Genomic DNA, 20648 nt, shown 5'->3' on the forward strand with positions numbered 1-20648 from the left:
CCTTAACTTAAATCTCGCCGGCCACCAGACGACCTATCAGCTCATGGTTTGCCGGAGGAAATTCATCCGCAACCAAATCCTGCTGTTCAACCCAGCGTTGTGGCTGTCCTTCACGGCCATAAGGCGCACCGTTCCAGCCTTCCACCAGGAAGAAATGCAGCGTAACGCGCAGGTCTTCATAGCTATGATCGGCCAGTCCAATTGCCTTAGCTGAAGTAACGTCTATCCCGGTTTCTTCCATCAACTCACGTTTCAGCGCCTGCTCGGCGGTTTCGTCTTGTTCAATCTTCCCGCCTGGAAACTCCCATTTATTAGCCATATAGGAGCTTGCCGCCCGCTGGGCCAGAAAAATTTGACGATCTGTATTGCGAATGATGCCCACCGCAACCTGCAGGTGTTTCATAAGCTGGATTCCGCTTTTAATAAATGAGCGCTGAGTGTAAATCAGACGTTGCGTGATGTTAACCACTGAGATGAATGTGACGCCATGTGCCGCACAAAAGCCATTGATTAAGACATGTCGTAATGATCGCAACCGGGGATGTTGGGAATACTCGCAGCCACTTTCTTCTGCCAAACCCGATTACCTATGGAATTCAAAGAAACAACGTTTCTGGAACAAAACACGCCGGAACAATTACATACTCTACGCCATCTGGTATTTCACGACCTTCTCACCTTAGACAGTGCTCAGAACACCCTAACCTGGTGGCCTGAACATAAAATCATGCCACTTAACGAAGCGCAAAAACGCTTCTTCTCCTGCCTGTTGCTGCGGATTACCTCAAAACGTCAGATCATCGCGACAGTGTGGAATGAGAGCTATCCAGGCATCAGCGATAATAATTACCATCAATTGCTGTTTCAAAGCCGGGCATTATTCAAACGATTTGGCTTGCCGGATGGTTTGTTGGTCACGCTGCCTTATCACGGCGTACGACTCAACGAAGAGAAGCTAATGGCAATTACGCGCTAAGGCTTAAGCAAAAAAAGGAGCCCGAAGGCTCCTTTTTTATCAGGCCAGACGACCGTGGCACTGTTTATATTTTTTGCCTGAGCCGCATGGGCAAAGGTCATTACGGCCCACTTTCCTTTCGCCACCTTGTGCTGCTAAGGCTTCGGCTGCTGCGGTTGCATCATCAACATGGCTCAGCTGTTGCTGCTGTGCTAAGCGCTCCGCTTCTTCACGACGCTGCTGCTCCATCGCTTCAACTTCTTCTGGCATGCGTACCTGGACTTTGCTCAGGGTACTGATCACTTCGTACTTCAGTGACTCCAGCATTGCCGCAAACATAGAGAAGGATTCACGCTTATATTCCTGCTTCGGATCTTTCTGTGCGTAACCGCGCAAGTGGATCCCCTGACGCAGATAGTCCATCGCCGCCAGATGCTCTTTCCACAGCGAATCCAGCGTTTGCAGCATCACGCCTTTTTCAAAGTTCCGCATCATCTCTGCACCAACCACTTCTTCTTTGGCAGCATAGTTTTCAGCAGCATGGCTCATGATGCGTTCGCGCAGCGTCTCTTCATGCAGATCAGGCTCTTTATCCAACCACTCAGCAATTGGCAGATTCAGATCGAAGTCGTTACGCAGACGCTCTTCCAGGCCCGCGACATCCCACATCTCTTCCAGCGACTGCGGTGGAATGTAAGTATCGATGGTGGTTTTATAGACATCTTCACGGATGCTGTTGATGGTTTCAGATACATCAGACACATCCAGCAGTTCGTTACGCTGGCTGTAGATGGCGCGACGCTGATCGTTAGCAACGTCATCGTATTCCAGCAGCTGTTTACGAATATCGAAGTTGCGACTTTCCACTTTGCGTTGAGCGTTGGCAATTGCTTTGGTCACCCATGGATGCTCAATCGCTTCGCCTGGCTTCATACCCAGTTTACGCATCATGTTTGATACGCGATCCGAAGCGAAGATACGCATCAAGGCATCTTCCATCGACAGGTAGAAGCGTGAAGAACCGGCATCACCCTGACGACCAGCACGACCACGCAGCTGATTATCGATACGACGTGATTCGTGACGCTCAGTACCAATGATGTGCAGGCCACCCGCCGCCAGCACTGCATCATGACGCAGTTTCCAGGCGGCTTTCATCGCCTCAATTTGCTCTTCAGTCGGCTCGTCCATCGCGGCAAGCTCAGCCTGCCAGCTACCGCCCAGCACGATATCGGTACCGCGACCGGCCATGTTAGTTGCGATAGTTACCGCAGCTGGCTGGCCCGCTTGTGCCACGATATCCGCTTCACTGGCGTGGAATTTGGCATTCAGCACGCTGTGTTTAATGCCTGCGCGCGTCAGCTCATTGGAGACCACTTCGGATTTCTCAATCGAAATCGTACCCACCAACACCGGCTGCCCCTTTGCGGTACAGGCGCGAATGTCTTCAATAATGGCATCAATCTTCTCTTTCTCGGTCATGTAGACCAGATCGGCCATATCTTTACGCACCATCGGACGGTTAGTTGGCACCACGATAGTGTCGAGCTTATAGATAGAGCTAAATTCGAATGCTTCGGTATCTGCCGTACCGGTCATACCGGCCAGTTTTTCGTAGATACGGAAGTAGTTCTGGAAGGTGATAGAAGCCAGCGTCTGGTTTTCATTCTGGATTTCCACGCCTTCTTTCGCTTCAACGGCCTGATGCAGGCCATCAGACCAGCGGCGACCTTGCATGGTACGACCGGTATGTTCATCGACGATGACCACTTCACCGTCTTTGACGATGTAATCTACATCACGGGTGAAAAGTGCATGAGCACGCAGTGCCGCCGTAACATGGTGCATCAGCATAATGTTGGTCGGTGAGTAGAGTGACTCGCCCTCTTCCATAATGTTTTGGCTAACCAGCAGCTCTTCAACTTTCACCAGGCCACGCTCGCTCATGTGCGCCTGACGTGCTTTCTCATCGACCCAAAAATCGCCTTCGCCCTGGAAAGTCTCAGAATCTTCTTTCTCCTGGCGGACCAGGTGCGGGATGATCTTGTTAACTTTGGTATACAGTTCAGAACTGTCTTCAGCAGGACCAGAGATGATCAATGGCGTACGTGCTTCATCGATCAAGATGGAGTCGACTTCATCCACCAGCGCATAATGCAGTTTACGCTGCACGCGCTCTTCCGGGCTGAATGCCATGTTGTCACGCAGGTAGTCGAAGCCGTATTCGTTGTTGGTGCCGTAGGTGATATCGGCGGCATAGGCTTCACGCTTTGCCACGGCTGGCATATTTGGCAGGTTAATACCAATGGTCAGGCCAAGAAACTCAAACAGTGCGCGGTTATTTTCGGCGTCACGTTGCGCCAGATAGTCGTTGACGGTCACCACGTGCACGCCTTTGCCGCTCAGCGCATTCAGGTAAGCAGGCAAAGTTGCGGTCAGGGTTTTACCTTCACCGGTGCGCATCTCCGCGATGCAGCGTTCGTTCAGCACCATGCCGCCGATCAGCTGCACATCAAAGTGGCGCATGCCAAATACGCGCTTACTCGCTTCGCGTACGGTGGCAAAAGCTTCTGGAATCAGACTTTCAAGGCTCTCGCCTTTTTTCAGGCGCTCACGGAACAGGTCAGTTTTCGCTTTCAGCTCATCATCGGAGAGCTTCACGAAATCTGGCTCCATCTTGTTGATGATGTCTACCACTTTACGCATACGGCGCAGAGTACGATCGTTGCTGCTGCCAAATACTTTAGTTAACAATTTGATTAACATGATAAATTTTTCTCAATTCAGCCGTGATCTCACGGACTGCAAAATCTAAAACAGGATGCGGAAAAAAGGTTAGCAGTTAAGCTTCGAAAGGTCCGGCGCGGATGCCGTGAATAGCAGCCTGCCAATCAGCAGAAGAGTGGATTTGCGGCTCGCTGTGACGCAGGTTTTGCTGCGGCTCAACGACAGTAAGTGGCTGTGCGGGAGAGGTTAGAAGCGCCTGAAGCGAACCAATCAACGCCAGCTTTTGCGCCGCCAACGGTAAAGCCTGGTTGGCCTCAGCCTGAGCGGGTGGCGTCATGCTAAAGGAAAGGTGGCGTATCACCGTACGAATTGCATGCTGATGCCAATAATCGACGTTAAAATTCGGTCGACGAGCGCTTTCCTGCAAACGAATGAGATGATCGAACTGAACAACATTGCCAACAAATAGGCTGCTGATCGGCGAATCGTTCGCCGTGGGCTCAGAGCTTTGCGCACAGGCAGGCAAGCCCAAACTGGCCGCCACCATCCCCAAAAGGAGATGAGGCCAGAAATAGCGTCTGCCTAATTGTCGCCAGCGTGAGAAAATCCCGATCACAACCCGTCCACAATGCATTGAATAAAGTAATAAAGCTGTCGACTAAAACTGCGTTAACCAGCTTATATGAGCGCCAGATGATAGCACTTATGTGCGGCTTCGACACCAGTGATTAAAGGGCCCACGGCGGAATTCACGTTTTTTTGTATAGCGTTTCACCAGTCACGACAGTGAATTGAGATCGGTTTGGCAGGGTTAGATGCGAGGCAATGAAAACGGCAGGTTCAACTGACCGGAGAGGGTGTCAGCGAAACCTGCCGTTTTATGTCTGACTTAAGCCAGAACTAAATTAGGTGCTTTGAATGCCAGTGGCAGTTCAGCTTCGTCTTCAAAGGTTGCCCATTCCCAGGCTTCCTGCTTCGCCAGAACCGCTTGCAGCAACTTATTGTTCAACGCATGGCCAGATTTAAAGGCGGTAAATGCGCCAATAACATTGTGACCGCACATGAACAAGTCACCGATCGCGTCGAGCATTTTATGACGAACAAACTCGTCTTCAAAGCGCAGACCGTCTTCGTTTAATACGCGGAAATCATCGAGGCCAATCGCACAATCTAAACTACCGCCCAGGCACAGGCCTTTAGACTGCAGATATTCGATTTCACGCATAAAGCCAAAAGTGCGCGCACGGCTGATTTGACGCACAAAGTTCTCAGCCGAGAAGTTGAGCTGATAACGCTGCGAGCTTGAGTCAATCGCCGGGTGCTTGAAGTCGATGGTAAAGTCGAGTGAAAAACCGTTATACGGCTTAATCTCGGCCCACTTATCACCATCTTCAACACGCACCGTTTGCTTAACGCGCACGAATTTCTTCGCCGTGTTCAGCTCTTCGATGCCAGCATCCATCAGCAGATAGACAAAAGGCGCGGCACTGCCATCCATAATCGGGATTTCCGGTGCATCAACTTCAACAATAATGTTGTCGATGCCCAAGCCCGCCAATGCGGCGTTCAGGTGTTCAACTGTTGAAATACGCACGCCTTCATCATTCACCAGGCAAGTACTTAGCATGGTGTCGCGCACATATTTTGCATCAGCCGGGAAATCAACCGGTGGATTCAAGTCAGTGCGACGATAGATGACCCCGGTATTAGCCGACGCAGGGCGTAAGGTCAGCGTGACTTTCTTGCCGGTATGTAAACCGACACCAGTCGCCTGAACAATACGTTTTAATGTCCTTTGTTTGATCATCGCTTTATCTCGCAATATTACCCTTCCGACCGCCAGTATAAATTACCAGCGGGGGAATACTTTAGCACAAAGAGCGGAGAATCCCAATTATCGGGATATTCTTAGTCTGCCTGTTTACGCAGGAAGGCTGGAATATCAAGGTAGTCGGGTTCTTTGCTGGATGATGCTGGTTGCTCATTCACCACTTTAGCTGCAGGCTTCTGTTCCTGCGGCAGTGGCGCCATGCCATGCTGCTGGTAGCGATGATCCATCACAGGTTGAGTAGCCGGTTTGTTGGTCACCAACGTGATTTCTGGACGCTTATCCATGCCAATACCGGTGGCAACTACGGTTACGCGCAGTTCGTCGTTCATCTCTGGATCCAGAGATGTACCGATTACTACGGTAGCGTTGTCAGACGCGAAGGCGCGGATAGTGTTACCCACGGTTTCAAACTCGTCCAGACGCAGGTCGAAGCCGGCGGTGATGTTGACCAACACGCCGCGCGCGCCAGACAGGTCGATATCTTCCAGCAGTGGACTGGAGATAGCCATTTCTGCCGCTTCTTCCGCACGGTCTTCACCGCATGCCACACCGGAACCCATCATGGCGTAACCCATTTCTGACATCACGGTACGTACGTCCGCAAAGTCGACGTTCATCAGTCCAGGACGCGTGATCAGCTCAGCGATACCCTGCACTGCACCTTTCAACACGTCGTTGGCTGCGCCAAACGCATCCAGCAGAGAGATGCCACGGCCCAGAACTTTCAGCAATTTGTCGTTAGGAATAGTGATTAATGAATCGACGTGCTTAGAAAGTTCGGCGATACCCTGCTCAGCAAAAGCCATACGCTTTTTGCCTTCGAAGTTGAATGGCTTAGTCACCACCGCAACGGTCAGGATACCCAAATCTTTTGCTACTTCAGCCACAACTGGCGCTGCACCAGTACCGGTACCGCCACCCATGCCTGCGGCGATGAACACCATGTCTGCACCATCCAGCGCAGCACGCAGTGCTTCGCGATCCTCTTCCGCAGAGTTACGACCCACTTCTGGGTTCGCACCTGCACCGAGACCTTTAGTGATATTGGTCCCGATCTGGATCGTCTGGCCGACCGCTGTCTTACGCAACGCTTGCGCGTCGGTGTTTACAGCGAAGAATTCTACACCTTCGATACGCTCGCGTACCATGTGCTCTACGGCGTTGCCGCCGCCACCGCCGACGCCGATGACTTTAATCACCGCGTCATTGGTTAATTCCATAGGTTCAAACATGATTTCTCTCCGTTATGTGCCTGTCGCCTGGAGATCATAAACATTGCCAGCATGATCTCCTTTTTCAAAAATTAAAACTCTTTCTTCAGCCAGCTGTTGATTCGCTTAAACCAATTGCCCACCGAAGCACGTTTTTCCGTTTCTGCATCACCGTTCATGTGTGACTCTTTGCCGTAATGCAGCAGGCCAACCGCCGTAGAGTAATACGGCTCCTGCGCATAATCCGTAAGGCCGGTGATGTTAAGCGGCTGTCCAATGCGCACTTGCGTGTGAAACACGCGCTGTGCGCAGGCTGCCAAACCTTCAATCTGCGCCGCACCACCGGTCAGCACGATACCGGCTGCCAGATGATGTTTTACGCCCTGCTGGCGCAGCTGCTCCTGTAGTTGCAGAATCTCGTCATTGACCAGATTCAGCAGTTCGGTGTAACGCGGCTCAATCACTTCCGCCAGCGTTTGACGCTGCAGGCTACGTGGTGGACGACCACCCACGCTCGGCACCTCGACGTTTTCGTCTTTGCCGACAATCGAGCCCAATGCACAACCGTGACGCACTTTAATCGCTTCCGCGTCAGTTGGCGGCGTGCCAAAAGCGTAGGCAATATCACTGGTTACCACGTTCCCAGCATACGGGATCACTTTGGTATGACGCAGTGCACCGCCAGTATAGACAGCGATATCCATTGTACCGCCACCGATATCAACAACACAGACTCCCAGCTCACGTTCGTCTTCAGTTAATACTGAGAAACTGGAGGCCAGTCCGGCAAAAATCAGTTGGTCAACTTTCAGGCCGCAACGTTCAACGGCTTTGACAATATTTTTTGCCATATCGTTGTGGCAGGTGATCAAATGTACTTTCGCCTGCATACGCACGCCGGAAAGTCCCACCGGATTCTTGATGCCTTCCTGGTAATCGATGGCATATTCCTGCGGAATGACATGCAGAATACGATGTTCATCACGTACGCGAACGGATTTCGCCGTATGCACCACGTTCTCTACATCATCCTGAGTCACTTCCTCTTCCGAAATCGGAACCATCCCGATTTCGTTCTGGCAACTGATATGTTTGCCCGATAAAGCAAGGTAGACCGATGAAATCTGGCAATCCGCCATCAGTTCAGCCTGATCGATGGCTCGCTGTACGCATTTCACCACCGACTCAAGATCGTTTACGCCGCCTTTATCCATGCCGCGAGACGGGCAACTGCCCACCCCAATAATATTGACCATACCATCGGGCAGAATTTCCCCAACCAGGGCGGACACCTTCGCGGTGCCAATTTCGAGTCCTACTACCAGTTTTCTGTCCGTTGCCTTGATCATTGTGGTTTAGCCTGTGCCTGGTTCTGTTGCTGATTACTGTCCTGTGGCTCAATCGGTGCTGCTGCCCAACCAACTGCGGCGCCGGAGTCATATCGCAAATCGACATAGGTGATGCGCTGATTCTGACTCAGACCCTGCTGCTGCAGATCCGGATAAAGCTCTATAAAACGGTTCAGACGCTTCATGGTATCGCTGCGTCCCAACTCGATGCGCACATCATCACTGGTCACCAACTGCCACGAGCGCCGCGCCGTCATCGACGCGACCTTCAGGGTAAACTTGTTAGCCTTCAACACATCACTCATGGTGTGATAGCCGGCTAACACCTCATTTTCACTGCCTTCCGGGCCATACAGCATTGGCAAGGTTTCTTTGCCAACGTGGCTGGCCGGGACGCTGAAGGAGACGCCATCGGCATCGACCATGTGTGAATCGTTCCAACGTGCGACCGGAACATACTCCACCAGGTTTATCTTCAGCTCATCAGGCCACTGCTTCCGCACACTGACCTGCTTAATCCAGGGTAAACGCTCAATCTGCTGCTGGATGATATCCACGTTCTGCGACATGAATGTCCCCGGTGCACCGAGCGATAAAATGGCCTGGCGAATATCATCATGTGTGGTGTAGTGGGTTTGCCCCGTTACCACCAGTTTTGATAAGGGTAAGCGCGAGGCGTCATTCATCCACTTCAGCACCACAAGGCCGCCCGCCACCATGATGCCCAGCACAATCAGCAGGAACACGATGCCGAACAGTCGTGCACCGTTGCTACGCCCGGAGCGTAGACGCTCCTGAGGTTCGCGATTGCGTACTCGTATCGCCGCCTGAGACATATCAGTCAGCCAGCTCCAGAATACGCGCTACCAATTGAGGGAAGCTGTATCCGGCCTGCTTAGCGCCCATTGGCACCAAACTATGGCTGGTCATGCCTGGCGAGGTATTCACTTCCAGCAGCTGGAAATTACCCTCACCATCGGCCATCACGTCAACGCGGCCCCAGCCGCTGCAACCCAGCGCGCGCCAGGCTGCCCATACCAATTTCTGCAATTCCGCTTCTCGCTCAGCACTTAAACCGCTCGGACAGAAGTATTCAGTATCGTCAGAAATGTATTTAGCTTCATAGTCATAGAACTCGCTGGCGGTTTTAATTCTGATAGAAGGCAGAATTTGTTCACCCACGATGCCTACGGTGTACTCCTCGCCGCTTAAAAAAGCTTCAATCAATACGTCGTCATCATGACGAAATGCTTCTTCTAACGCCGCAGGTAGCGCATCCGCATGGTTTACGCGGCTGATGCCAACGCTGGAACCTTCGCAGCTTGGCTTAACAAACAGCGGTAAACCCAATGCTTGTATGGCGGCAACGGTATCCGCATCCAAACCTTGCTGATGCTGCTGACGCGTGAGCCAGACGAATTTGCCTGACGGCAATCCCCTGCCCTGCCACAGCAATTTACTGCGCAGTTTGTCCATGGTGATGGCAGAAGCCATCACGCCGCTGCCGGTATACGGCAGTTGCAAAAAATCCAGCACCGCTTGTAACGTGCCGTCTTCGCCACCGCGGCCGTGCAGCGCGATAAACGCCTTAGCAAAGCCTTGCTGTTTCAGATCCAGCACCGACACATCACGCGTATCAACAGCATGTGCATCAATGCCCATTTCACGCAGCCCGGCCAGCACGGCCGCACCTGACATCAGCGACACTTCACGCTCTGCCGAGTTACCGCCCATCAATACTGCGACCTTCTCAGTCATGACGCGCCTCCGTCTTAACCGCCGGCTGCAGTTGGCTATCGGCCAGCTTACGTGCAATCTTGCCGATGTTACCTGCGCCCTGAACGATCACCAGATCGTCGCCCGACAGCAACGGTGCCAAAGCATCCGGTAAAGCGTCATGCTCAGAGACCAAAATGGGATCAACCTTGCCACGATTACGAATCGCGCGGCACAGCGAGCGACTGTCAGCGCCCGGAATGGCGGCTTCACCGGCTGGATAAACATCCAGCATCAGCAGTACATCAACCTGCGACAGCACATTGGCGAAATCATCAAAAAGGTCACGCGTACGCGTGTAGCGATGCGGCTGGAACACCATAACCAGCTTTTTGTCAGGCCAGCCCGCACGTGCCGCTTTGATGGTGACATCAACTTCGGTTGGATGGTGGCCATAATCATCGACCAACATCGCGCTGCCCGGGTTGCCATTGACGGCGGCGGTATCAAACTCGCCCAGTACGTCAAAGCGGCGCCCGGTTCCCTGGAAGCTCTCCAGTGCGGCCAGAATCGCGTTGTCTTCAATCCCTTCTTCGCTGGCTACGGCCACAGCCGCCGCCGCGTTTAATGCGTTATGCCGACCGGGCGCATTCAGCGTCACTTTCAGCACCGGTTTATCATGGCGAATCAGAGTGAAATGACCTTGCGCGCCACGCTGTTCGTAATTCTCGATACGTACATCGGCGTCTTCGCTGAAGCCGTATGTGGTAACCTGGCGGCCTACACGCGGAATCAGATCACGAATCACCGCGTCATCAACACACATCACCGCACGTCCGTAGAATGGCAGGTTGTGCAGGAAGTTAATGAAGGTCTGCTTCAGGTTCTCGAAATCGCCTTGATAAGTGTCCATATGGTCGGCTTCGATGTTGGTAACAATCGCCACCATCGGCTGCAGATGCAGGAAGGACGCGTCACTTTCGTCCGCTTCCGCAATCAGGTAACGGCTGCTGCCAAGGCGCGCATGGGTTCCCGCAGCTTTCACTAAGCCGCCGTTGACGAAAGTTGGATCCAGTCCGCCCTCCGCATAAATGCTGGTCACCATTGCGGTAGTGGTGGTTTTACCGTGCGTGCCGGCCACGGCAATGCCGTGACGGAAGCGCATCAGTTCGGCCAGCATCTCCGCGCGACGAATCACGGGAATGCGCTGCTCGCGCGCGGCCACCAGCTCAGGGTTATCCTGCGCTACGGCCGTGGACACCACGACTACGCTCGCATCGGTGACGTTTTCCGGACGATGGTTGAAGTAAATCGTCGCGCCCAGCGCGGCCAAATGCTGTGTCACCGGGTTCGGCGCCAGATCAGAACCGCTGATGTGATAACCTTCGTTCGCCAACACCTCGGCAATACCGCCCATGCCAGCACCACCGATGCCGACAAAGTGAATGTGCCGGACGCGACGCATCTCGGGCACAATAGAACGCAGTTTTGCCAATTGTTGTGTATTCATCTGTTTCAATTACCTGTTTTTCCCGTTTGTACCTGCTGAAGGTACGGGCCAAATCAACTGGCCGATTAATTTACTTCGCGACACGTGCCACTTCATTTGCAACCCGCTCGGTTGCATCGGGAATCGCCACCTGACGGGCTTTCTCTGCCATCGCCAATAATGTGGTGCGATCCCAGTGACGCAGCGTGTCCGCTACTACAGCCGCAGTAAATTGCGGCTGCTCGAAAATTTTGGCTGCGCCCGCTTTTTCCAGCGGCAACGCATTCCAGTACTGCTGACGATCTTTATGCTGGAACGGCACGAAGATCGCCGGTAAACCTGCGGCAGCGACTTCACTGACCGTCAGTGCGCCGGAGCGACAGACAACCACATCCGCCCACGCATAGGCTTCTGCCATGTCATCGATAAATTCGGTGACTTTATGTTGCGGCTGGCCGGCTGCACGATAAGCCTGCTGCACGATTTCCAGTCCGCCTTTACCGGTTTGGTGCCAAACCGTAATCGCTTCGCCCAACTCAGCAGCCACTTGTGGCACGGTCTGATTGAGAATGCGAGCGCCCTGACTGCCACCCACTACCAACACGCGAATCGGGCCAAAGCGTCCGCTCAGTCGCGCTGCCGGTAATGGCAGAGCTAACACATCGGTACGCACCGGATTTCCCACCACTTCGGCGTTAGGGAATGCGCCCGGAAATGCCTGCATCACTTTGGTAGCGATTTTTGCCAGCCACTTGTTGGTGAGTCCGGCAATGCCGTTCTGCTCATGCAGTACCACCGGAATCCCGCAGCTCCATGCCGCTAAACCACCGGGACCTGAAACATAACCGCCCATGCCCAGCACCACATCCGGCTGCCAGTTTTTCATGATGCGACGCGCCTGGCGCCACGCATTAAAGATGCGTACCGGTGCCAGTAACTGCGCTTTCACACCTTTACCGCGCAAACCGCTAATGCGGATAAAATCAATCTCAATGCCGTGTTTCGGCACCAAATCCGCTTCCATTCGGTCAGCGGTTCCCAGCCAGCGAACCTGCCAGCCTTGTTCCATCAGGTGATGGGCAACGGCCAGACCGGGGAACACGTGTCCACCAGTACCGCCTGCCATGACCATCAGCCGTTTGCCACTCATCGAGCACCTCGGGTAAACGCCTGGGCTTTTGCCAGACGCGTTTCATAATCTATGCGCAATAAAAACACGATGGCGGTCGACATGATGATCAGACTCGAACCACCGTAACTGATCAGCGGCAGTGTCAGACCTTTGGTCGGCAGCATACCCGCGGCCGCACCGACATTAACCAGCGCCTGGAAGCTAAACCACACGCCAATTGAGCAAGCGAGGAAGCCTGAGAAGCGCTGATCGATCTCCAGAGCACGGCGACCAATCGACATCGCGCGAAAAGCGACGAAGAATACCATCAACAGCGCCAAAACCACACCGACATAACCCAACTCTTCGCCGATGATGGAGAAGATAAAGTCAGTATGTGCTTCCGGCAGATATTCCAGTTTCTGCACCGAGTTGCCTAAGCCCTGGCCCCAGAACTCACCGCGTCCAAACGCCATCAATGACTGCGTGAGCTGATAGCCGCTACCAAAGGGATCTTCCCATGGATTCCAGAAGGAAGTAACGCGGCGCATACGGTAAGGTTCGGCGATGATCAGCAGCACCACAGCAAAAATGCCGGAGCCAATGATCGCCAGGAACTGCCACATTTTCGCACCGGCGAGAAACAGCATCGCCAGTGTGGTAACAAACAGCACCACCACGGTGCCGAGGTCGGGCTGGGCCAGCAGCAATACCGCCAGCACCACCATCACACCCATCGGCTTACAGAAGCCCCAGAAGTTGTTACGCACCTCTTCCACTTTGCGCACCAGATAGCTGGCGAGATAGCAGAACAGCGTTAATTTCGAGAGTTCAGCTGGCTGAATACGCAGCGGGCCAAGGGCAATCCAGCGCGACGCACCATTTACCGAACTACCCACCACTAATACGATCAGCAGCATCACGACCGAAACCATCAGCATCACGTTGCTGTAGCGCTGCCAGAAATCCATCGGGATGCGCAATGTCACTAGCGCCATACCAAACGCCAGCGCGATATAAAACGCATCACGCTTGGCAAAGTAGAATGGATCTTCGTTCAAACGTTGACCCACCGGCATGGATGCCGAGGTCACCATCACGAAACCGATCAGCGCCAGCCCAAAGGTCAGCCATAGCAGCGTGCGATCGTACAGCACCACCGGCGCATCATCATTGTCGCGTGCGCCCATCACCCAATCGCGTAGGCGCAGTGACAGATAGTTGGCGATACCGGCTCCAGGAATGCGCATCAACTCAACTCCTTCGCCAGCTGCGCGAACTGATCGCCACGCTGCTCAAAATTGCGGAATTGATCGAGGCTGGCGCAAGCAGGAGACAGCAGCACCATATCGCCGGCTGTCACCTGTGCAGCAATTTGCGTCATCGCCTGCTGCATAGTGTCGGTGCGCGTGGCAATCTCCGGGCGCAGCGCCGCTAAGGCATCGCCATCGCGACCAAAGCAGAACAGCTTTACCTTGTCGCCCTGCAGATAGCGCGCCAACGGGCTGAAATCAGCCGACTTACCGTCGCCGCCGAGCAGCAGCCATAACGTTCCTTTTACCTGCAGCCCATTCAACGCCGCTTCAGTGCTGCCGACGTTGGTGGCTTTTGAATCGTTAATCCAGCGCACGCCATTGGCTTCATGCACCAGCTGGAAGCGGTGCGCCAGGCCGGTGAACGTGGTTAAGGCTTTCAGGCTGGAGGCGCGCGGAATGTTCACCGCGTCAGCCAATGCCAGTGCTGCCAGCGCGTTGGTGTAATTATGTTGCCCCACCAACGTCATCTCATCGGTATTCAGGACTTTCTCGCCCTTCGCCCGCAGCCAGGTGCTGCCCTGCTGCTGATTGAGATGATAATCGCCAAGGTTGATACCGAAGCTCACGCAGCGCTGATCAACACCGCGCACCGGCATCGTCATGCCATCGTCAGCATTCACTACGCAGACGCTGGCATTTTCGTAAATGCGCAGCTTAGCCGCGCGATATTGCTGCATGCCCAACGGATAGCGATCCATATGATCCTCGGTAAGATTGAGGATAGTCGCAGCCGCGGCTTTTAAGCTGTGGGTAGTTTCAAGCTGGAAGCTGGACAACTCCAGCACATAGAGCTGCGCTGGCGATTTCAGTAGCGTCAGCGCCGGCAAACCAATGTTGCCGCCAACGCCCACCTGCCAACCTGCTGCGCGGGCCATTTCGCCCACCAGCGTCGTCACGGTGCTTTTGCCGTTTGAACCAGTAATCGCCACAATCGGGGCCTGCGCTTCGCGACAAAACAACTCGATATCGCCAATGATCTCAATGCCAGCATCAGCAGCCTCGCTTAAGGCAGGATGTGCCAGTGCGATACCCGGGCTTGCAATAATCAGATCCGACGCCAGTAGCCAATCGCTGTTGATACCGCCAACATAGCGCTCAACCGAGGCTGGCAGCTTGTCCAGTCCCGGCGGCGAGACACGGGTATCCATCACGCGTGGCGTAACGCCTTGCGCAAGGAAGAAATCAACACAGGACAGGCCAGTAATGCCTAATCCGATGATGACGACTTTTCTGCCCCGATAGTCAGCCATGATTAACGTACCTTCAGCGTTGCCAGGCCAATCAGCACCAGCATCAGCGAAATAATCCAGAAGCGCACGATGACGCGCGGCTCCGGCCAGCCTTTCAATTCATAGTGATGGTGAATCGGTGCCATGCGGAAAATGCGTTGACCGCGCAGCTTGAACGATCCCACCTGCAGAATTACCGACAGGGTTTCTACGACAAACACGCCGCCCATAATCAACAGCAGGAACTCCTGGCGCAGCAGCACTGCAATAGTCCCAAGCGCGCCGCCCAGCGCTAATGAACCGACATCGCCCATGAACACTTGTGCTGGATAGGTGTTGAACCACAAAAATCCGAGCCCCGCTCCGACAATCGCGGTACAGACAATCACCAGTTCACCGGCGTGCCGTAAATAAGGAATGTGCAGATACTCAGCGAATTTGACGTTACCGGTTGCCCATGCCACCAGCGCAAAGCCCGCCGCCACGAACACGGTTGGCATAATTGCCAGGCCATCAAGGCCATCCGTTAAGTTAACGGCGTTACCGGTACCGACAATCACGAAGTAGGCCAACACCACGTAGAACAAGCCCAGCTGCGGCATAACGTCCTTAAAGAACGGCACCACCAGTTGTGTCGCGGGTGTATCTTTGCCAGCGATAAACAACGCGAAGGCCACAGCGAGTGAAATCACTGACATCCAGAAGTATTTCCAGCGCGCGATAAGACCTTTAGTGTCTTTGCGCACCACTTTGCGATAGTCATCAACAAAGCCGATGATGCCAAAACCAACCAGCACCACCAGAACACACCAAACGTATGGATTGGAGGGATACGCCCACATCAGCACCGAAATGGTGATGGAGGTAAGGATCATCACGCCGCCCATCGTTGGCGTGCCACGTTTGCTGAAGTGTGACTCGGGGCCGTCGTTACGCACCACCTGACCAATCTGCAGTTTCTGCAGCCAGGCAATCAGACGTGGTCCCATCCACAGAGAAATGAACAGAGCGGTCAGCAGGCTGACAATGGCGCGGAACGTCAAATATGAGAAGACGTTAAAGCCGGAATAAAATGCGACCAGATGTTCGGCCAGCCAGACTAGCATGTTCCTTTCTCCTGTAAGCTCTGTACTACCTGCTCCATGGCGGCACTACGTGAACCTTTAACCAAAATAGTGATGTCCTGATGTTCGGACAGCAATGTGCGTAAACGTTCAGTCAGCGCGATTTTACTGGCGAAATGCTCGCCTTTGCCGCTATTTTCACCAATCAGCTGACTTAGCGAGCCGGTGCTCAGCACGCGATCGATGCCTGCCGCTTTTGCCGCATCGCCAACCTGGCGATGACAGAGTTCAGCTTCATCGCCCAACTCCGCCATATCGCCTACCACCATCACGCGGAAGCCCGGCATATCGCCGAGTACCTGCGCAGCGGCGGTCATCGAACCCACGTTGGCGTTATAGCTGTCATCCAGTAGCAACTGATTGGCCGCGAGACGAATCGGGAACAGACGACCAGGAACGGGCTGTAAGGTTTTAAGGCCATTTTGAATCGCAGTCAGCGGTGCATCCACTGACAGCGCCAGCGCGGCAGCTGCTAACGCATTGGCGATGTTATGACGGCCCGGCAGTGGCAACTCAACCGCGATATCGCCACGCGGTGTATGCAGGGTGAAGAGCGTGGCATCAGCGCGCAGCACAATATCACTGGCGCGGAATTCGGCATCGGCCATAGGCTGCGGCGAGAAGCGCCACAACGTTTTATCCACAAACTGCGTTTGCCAGTTGGCCAGATCGTTACTGTCGGCGTTAACGATAGCGGTGCCGTGCACCGGCAAGCCGTTAAAGATTTCGCCCTTGGCTTTCGCCACACCCGCTAGCGAACCAAAACCTTCCAGATGAGCGGCGGCAAGGTTATTCACCAGCGCGGTTTCCGGACGCACCAGCGCGGTGGTGTAGGCAATCTCGCCCTGATGGTTGGCACCCAGTTCAATCACTGCGTAGGCATGCTCTTTCGTTAGACGCAGTAGCGTCATCGGTACACCGAAATCGTTATTCAGGTTACCTGCGGTATAGAGCGTCTCGCCGCACTGACGCAAAATTGCGGCGGTCATCTCTTTGACCGAGGTTTTACCGGACGATCCCGTCAGGGCAACCACGCGCGCTTTCGCCTGTTGGCGCACCCATGCCGCGAGTTGTCCGAAGGCAATACGCGTATCGGCCACCACTACCTGCGCGATAGAAATAGGCAATAGCTTACTGACCAGCAGAGCCTGAGCGCCGCTTGCAATGGCATCGCTGGCGAAATCATGAGCATCAAAACGTTCGCCTACCAGCGCAACAAACAGGCTGCCGGCAGTAACTTTGCGCGTATCGGTTGTGACATCGGCAACGGTTATATCAGCGCCGTACAGCTTGCCGCCGCTGATATCAGCGAGGGTTTGCAGAGAAACGGGAATCATGCGACCACCCCCAGCAAACGGGCGACGGTGTCGCGATCCGAGTAATCCAGACGGCGGTTGCCAATGATTTGATAATCTTCGTGGCCTTTACCGGCCACCAGCACGATGTCATCCACACTGGCTTGCATGACGGCGTTGGTCACCGCCTGCGCACGTCCTGAAACGACGCGAGCACGACCCGGGTCGAGCAGGCCGGTGAGAATATCATTCACAATCGACATCGGCTCTTCGCTGCGCGGATTATCGTCGGTGATCACCACAATATCGGAGAATTGCTCAGCAATCGCGCCCATCAATGGACGTTTGCCTTTATCACGATCGCCGCCGCAGCCAAACACGCACCACAGCTGGCCTTTACAGTGCAGACGCGCCGCTTCCAGCGCTTTTTCCAGCGCATCAGGCGTGTGGGCGTAATCAACCACGACTGTGGGTTTTTCTGGCGCGGTGAACACTTCCATACGACCACAAACCGGTAATAATTGCGGTGCGGTGGCAACCAGCGCAGTAAGCGGATAATCCAGCGTTAGCAAGGTAGCCAGTGCCAGTAGCAGGTTGCTAACGTTGAACGCGCCCATCAAACGGCTATCAAACTCGCCGTCGCCCCAGCTGGAGCTGAATTGAATATGTGCGCCGCCGTCGTGATAATTAACCGCCGTGGCTTTGAGCCAGCGGCCATGGCAGCCTGATTGCAAGTTGTCTTCCATGGTTACCGCTACAGCATCGGGCAATTTTGCCAGCCAGCGACGGCCAACCTCATCATCAGCGTTGATGATGGCTGCACCGATTTGATGCTCAGAGAACAGTAGCCATTTAGCGGATTCATAGCCCTGCATATCACCGTGATAATCGAGGTGATCGCGGCTCAGGTTGGTAAATACCGCCGCGGCAAACGGCAACGCTGCCACGCGGTGCTGCACCAGCCCATGTGAAGACACTTCCATCGCCGTCAGGGTTGCGCCCTGCTCGACCAAATCATTCAGAACATGCTGCACATCCACTGCAGAGCCGGTGGTATTTTCAGTTGCCACCAGTTGACCGTAAAGGCCATTTCCTACCGTGCCCATCACGGCGCCGGCTTCACCCAACAGATTGGCCCACTGCGCCATCAACTGCGTGGTGGTGGTTTTACCGTTGGTGCCGGTAACACCAATTAACTTCAGTTTGCTCGCAGGCTGCTGATAAAAGCGCCCGGCCAGTGCAGAGAGACGCTGCTGCAACTGCGCCAGATAGATAACCGGGACGCCGTGCATCTCGCGGATATCACCATCGCTGGCCTCACCTTCGGCTTCGGCAATCACCGCTGCCACACCTTGTGCAATAGCCTGTGGAATAAAACGACGTCCATCAGCATGATGGCCCGCCACGGCGATAAACAGATCGCCAGCAGCCGCAGCGCGGCTGTCCAGTGTCATGTCACGGAGTGGACGCGCCGGCGCACCCGGCACCCATGGGGCCAGTAAGTCGCGCAGGTTACGATCTGTCACTTGATTCCTCACTTCTATTCTTCACCAACTCGTTCTTATCAACTGTTGGCAGCGCATCAGGTTCAATGTTCATGGTACGCAACACGCCGCCCATGATGGCGCCAAACACCGGTGCTGAAACCGCACCACCATAATATTTACCGGCTTGGGGATCGTTGATCACCACCACCAGCGCAAAACGAGGACGGCTGGCAGGTGCAACGCCAGCGGTGTAAGCAATGTATTTGTTGACGTAGCGTCCGTCCGGTCCAACTTTCTTGGCGGTACCGGTTTTAATGGCAATGCGATAGCCCTTGATGGCGGCTTTAACCCCACCACCGCCTGGCAACGCAACGCTCTCCATCATGTGCATCACCGTTTTCACCAGGTCTTCCTGGAAAACGCGTTCACCTGCCACTGGCGGGTCAACTTTGGTGATCGACAGCGGGCGATTGATGCCATAGCTGCCAATGGTTGCGTAGACTCGCGCTAACTGTAACGGCGTTACCATTAGCCCGTAGCCGAAAGAGAAGGTGGCCCTCTCTATGTCAGACCACCGTTGTTTTTGAGGGTATAAGCCACTGCTTTCCCCGACCAGCCCCAAATTGGTCGGTTTACCCAAGCCAAAGCGCGCATAAGTATCTACAAGCGCTGAGGAGGGCATCGCTAACGCCAAACGTGAAACCCCGACGTTACTCGACTTCTGTAAAACCCCGGTAAGGGTCAATTCGTTATAGCGCGCCACATCTTTGATCTCATGACCATTAACGCGGTACGGCACGGTATTCAGGACGCTGTTTTCTTTCACCACACCACGCTGTAAAGCCGTCATCACCACCATGGGTTTCACGGTAGAACCTGGCTCGAAGATGTCAGTGATGGCGCGGTTACGCATCACATCTTTCGGCGTGTTGCTAAGATTATTCGGGTTGTAAGCGGGACTGTTCGCCATTGCCAGCACTTCACCGGTATTCACATCCACCAATACGGCAGTGCCCGATTCGGCTTTGTTGAAGGCCACGGCGTTATTCAGTTCACGATAAACCAGCGCTTGCAGACGCTCATCAATGCTCAGCGTTAGGTTATGCGCCGCACGGCTATCAACCGAAGAGATATCTTCAATGACGCGACCGTTGCGGTCTTTACGCACGGTACGTTCACCCGGTGCGCCAGTCAGCCATTTATCGAAGCTCTTCTCGATGCCCTCAATGCCCTGTCCATCAATGTTGGTGAAGCCAATCAGGTGCGCAGTAACCTGGCCCGCCGGATAGTAGCGACGCGACTCTTCACGCAGATAGATGCCCGGCAGCTTAAGTTTTTTCACATACTCGCCGATTGCCGGATTGACCTGACGCGCCAGATAAATAAAGCGCCCTTTCGGGTTGGCATTAACGCGTGCTGCGAGTTGATCAAGCGGGATTGATAACGCATCAGACAATGCTTTCCAGCGGCTATCCAGCGATACGCCGCCGTGCTCAGTCAGTTCTTTCGGATCGGCCCAGATCGCATTCACCGGCACACTCACCGCCAGTGGACGACCCGCACGATCGCTGATCATACCGCGCGCCGTTGGCACCGACTGAACGCGCAGCGAGCGTAAATCGCCCTCTTTCACCAGCTTATCGGGGTTGATCACCTGCAACCACGCTACGCGCGACAGCAGTCCACCCAGCGCCAGTAAAATACACCCGCACAGTAACGCAAAGCGCCAGCTTACAAAGCTGGCCTTATCTTCTTGTTTTTTTAACTTCAGCGTTTTACCTGCGCCACTCATTGAGTTCTGCGATTCC

General features: G+C 54.2%; 17 protein-coding genes. 1 reads left to right on the forward strand and 16 read right to left on the reverse strand.

The window, feature by feature from the left end:
- Nucleotides 1–7 precede the first annotated feature (7 nt).
- Nucleotides 8–403, reverse strand: coding sequence for an 8-oxo-dGTP diphosphatase MutT (gene mutT / locus WFL93_RS14330; protein WP_007888646.1), 396 nt, complete (start codon nucleotides 401–403; stop codon nucleotides 8–10).
- Nucleotides 404–589: 186 nt separating this feature from the next.
- Between mutT and WFL93_RS14335 the strand changes: the two genes are divergently transcribed.
- The gene (locus WFL93_RS14335; protein WP_007888644.1) at nucleotides 590–976 is read left to right on the forward strand and encodes a winged helix-turn-helix domain-containing protein; all 387 of its coding nucleotides are present in this window, start codon (nucleotides 590–592) and stop codon (nucleotides 974–976) included.
- Nucleotides 977–1015: 39 nt separating this feature from the next.
- Here WFL93_RS14335 and secA read toward each other — a convergent pair whose 3' ends face one another.
- The 15 genes from secA to WFL93_RS14410 all read right to left on the reverse strand — a co-directional run bounded on the left by secA (nucleotide 1016) and on the right by WFL93_RS14410 (nucleotide 20632).
- Entirely contained in the window at nucleotides 1016–3721 is a 2706-nt protein-coding gene (gene secA / locus WFL93_RS14340) for a preprotein translocase subunit SecA (RefSeq protein ID WP_180823057.1), read from the reverse strand.
- Between the two features lie 76 nt (nucleotides 3722–3797).
- Nucleotides 3798–4298 (reverse strand): secA translation cis-regulator SecM, encoded by a 501-nt coding sequence (gene secM, locus WFL93_RS14345; protein WP_336778425.1) that lies wholly within the window; start codon nucleotides 4296–4298, stop codon nucleotides 3798–3800.
- A gap of 273 nt (nucleotides 4299–4571) precedes the next feature.
- A complete protein-coding gene (lpxC, locus tag WFL93_RS14350; RefSeq protein WP_336778426.1) occupies nucleotides 4572–5489 on the reverse strand; it encodes a UDP-3-O-acyl-N-acetylglucosamine deacetylase in 918 nt (305 codons plus the stop codon).
- 101 nt (nucleotides 5490–5590) lie between these two features.
- Nucleotides 5591–6745, reverse strand: a complete 1155-nt coding sequence (ftsZ, locus tag WFL93_RS14355) for a cell division protein FtsZ (RefSeq protein WP_007888638.1) — start codon at nucleotides 6743–6745, stop codon at nucleotides 5591–5593.
- A 71-nt stretch (nucleotides 6746–6816) separates the two neighbouring features.
- Complete coding sequence (gene ftsA, locus WFL93_RS14360; RefSeq protein ID WP_007888634.1) at nucleotides 6817–8073, reverse strand: cell division protein FtsA; 1257 nt, start codon at nucleotides 8071–8073, stop codon at nucleotides 6817–6819.
- Nucleotides 8070–8909 carry a cell division protein FtsQ gene (gene ftsQ / locus WFL93_RS14365; protein WP_336778427.1) on the reverse strand — a complete coding sequence of 280 codons (840 nt, stop codon included), beginning with the start codon at nucleotides 8907–8909 and terminating at the stop codon, nucleotides 8070–8072. The genes ftsA and ftsQ overlap by 4 nt, the downstream gene beginning before the upstream one ends.
- 1 nt (nucleotide 8910) lies before the next feature.
- Complete coding sequence (locus WFL93_RS14370) at nucleotides 8911–9831, reverse strand: D-alanine--D-alanine ligase (protein ID WP_336778428.1); 921 nt, start codon at nucleotides 9829–9831, stop codon at nucleotides 8911–8913.
- A complete protein-coding gene (gene murC / locus WFL93_RS14375) occupies nucleotides 9824–11299 on the reverse strand; it encodes a UDP-N-acetylmuramate--L-alanine ligase (RefSeq protein ID WP_007888621.1) in 1476 nt (491 codons plus the stop codon). Before murC ends, WFL93_RS14370 begins: the two co-directional genes overlap by 8 nt.
- Nucleotides 11300–11369: 70 nt before the next feature.
- A complete protein-coding gene (gene murG, locus WFL93_RS14380; protein ID WP_049851448.1) occupies nucleotides 11370–12428 on the reverse strand; it encodes an undecaprenyldiphospho-muramoylpentapeptide beta-N-acetylglucosaminyltransferase in 1059 nt (352 codons plus the stop codon).
- Nucleotides 12425–13639 carry a cell division protein FtsW gene (gene ftsW, locus WFL93_RS14385; RefSeq protein ID WP_007888617.1) on the reverse strand — a complete coding sequence of 405 codons (1215 nt, stop codon included), beginning with the start codon at nucleotides 13637–13639 and terminating at the stop codon, nucleotides 12425–12427. Before ftsW ends, murG begins: the two co-directional genes overlap by 4 nt.
- Nucleotides 13639–14955: a UDP-N-acetylmuramoyl-L-alanine--D-glutamate ligase gene (gene murD / locus WFL93_RS14390; RefSeq protein WP_049851447.1), complete on the reverse strand. Its 1317-nt coding sequence runs from the start codon at nucleotides 14953–14955 to the stop codon at nucleotides 13639–13641. The genes ftsW and murD overlap by 1 nt, the downstream gene beginning before the upstream one ends.
- Nucleotides 14956–14957: 2 nt before the next feature.
- Nucleotides 14958–16040, reverse strand: coding sequence for a phospho-N-acetylmuramoyl-pentapeptide-transferase (gene mraY / locus WFL93_RS14395; protein ID WP_007888613.1), 1083 nt, complete (start codon nucleotides 16038–16040; stop codon nucleotides 14958–14960).
- Nucleotides 16034–17395, reverse strand: coding sequence for a UDP-N-acetylmuramoyl-tripeptide--D-alanyl-D-alanine ligase (gene murF, locus WFL93_RS14400; protein WP_336778429.1), 1362 nt, complete (start codon nucleotides 17393–17395; stop codon nucleotides 16034–16036). The genes mraY and murF overlap by 7 nt, the downstream gene beginning before the upstream one ends.
- Complete coding sequence (gene murE, locus WFL93_RS14405) at nucleotides 17392–18879, reverse strand: UDP-N-acetylmuramoyl-L-alanyl-D-glutamate--2,6-diaminopimelate ligase (RefSeq protein WP_007888606.1); 1488 nt, start codon at nucleotides 18877–18879, stop codon at nucleotides 17392–17394. Before murE ends, murF begins: the two co-directional genes overlap by 4 nt.
- Entirely contained in the window at nucleotides 18866–20632 is a 1767-nt protein-coding gene (locus WFL93_RS14410; protein ID WP_180823050.1) for a peptidoglycan glycosyltransferase FtsI, read from the reverse strand. Before WFL93_RS14410 ends, murE begins: the two co-directional genes overlap by 14 nt.
- Nucleotides 20633–20648: the final 16 nt, after the last annotated feature.

Source organism: Pantoea sp. USHLN256 (assembly GCF_037149875.1).
Taxonomy (GTDB): domain Bacteria; phylum Pseudomonadota; class Gammaproteobacteria; order Enterobacterales; family Enterobacteriaceae; genus Pantoea; species Pantoea nemavictus.

Coding starts and splice junctions, on each gene's coding strand:
- mutT (WP_007888646.1), bottom strand. CDS start 403: ATGAAACACCTGCAGGTTGCGGTGGGCATCATTCGCAATACAGATCGT.
- WFL93_RS14335 (WP_007888644.1), top strand. CDS start 590: ATGGAATTCAAAGAAACAACGTTTCTGGAACAAAACACGCCGGAACAA.
- secA (WP_180823057.1), bottom strand. CDS start 3,721: ATGTTAATCAAATTGTTAACTAAAGTATTTGGCAGCAGCAACGATCGT.
- lpxC (WP_336778426.1), bottom strand. CDS start 5,489: ATGATCAAACAAAGGACATTAAAACGTATTGTTCAGGCGACTGGTGTC.
- ftsZ (WP_007888638.1), bottom strand. CDS start 6,745: ATGTTTGAACCTATGGAATTAACCAATGACGCGGTGATTAAAGTCATC.
- ftsA (WP_007888634.1), bottom strand. CDS start 8,073: ATGATCAAGGCAACGGACAGAAAACTGGTAGTAGGACTCGAAATTGGC.
- ftsQ (WP_336778427.1), bottom strand. CDS start 8,909: ATGTCTCAGGCGGCGATACGAGTACGCAATCGCGAACCTCAGGAGCGT.
- WFL93_RS14370 (WP_336778428.1), bottom strand. CDS start 9,831: ATGACTGAGAAGGTCGCAGTATTGATGGGCGGTAACTCGGCAGAGCGT.
- murC (WP_007888621.1), bottom strand. CDS start 11,299: ATGAATACACAACAATTGGCAAAACTGCGTTCTATTGTGCCCGAGATG.
- murG (WP_049851448.1), bottom strand. CDS start 12,428: ATGAGTGGCAAACGGCTGATGGTCATGGCAGGCGGTACTGGTGGACAC.
- ftsW (WP_007888617.1), bottom strand. CDS start 13,639: ATGCGCATTCCTGGAGCCGGTATCGCCAACTATCTGTCACTGCGCCTA.
- murD (WP_049851447.1), bottom strand. CDS start 14,955: ATGGCTGACTATCGGGGCAGAAAAGTCGTCATCATCGGATTAGGCATT.
- mraY (WP_007888613.1), bottom strand. CDS start 16,040: ATGCTAGTCTGGCTGGCCGAACATCTGGTCGCATTTTATTCCGGCTTT.
- murF (WP_336778429.1), bottom strand. CDS start 17,395: ATGATTCCCGTTTCTCTGCAAACCCTCGCTGATATCAGCGGCGGCAAG.
- WFL93_RS14410 (WP_180823050.1), bottom strand. CDS start 20,632: ATGAGTGGCGCAGGTAAAACGCTGAAGTTAAAAAAACAAGAAGATAAG.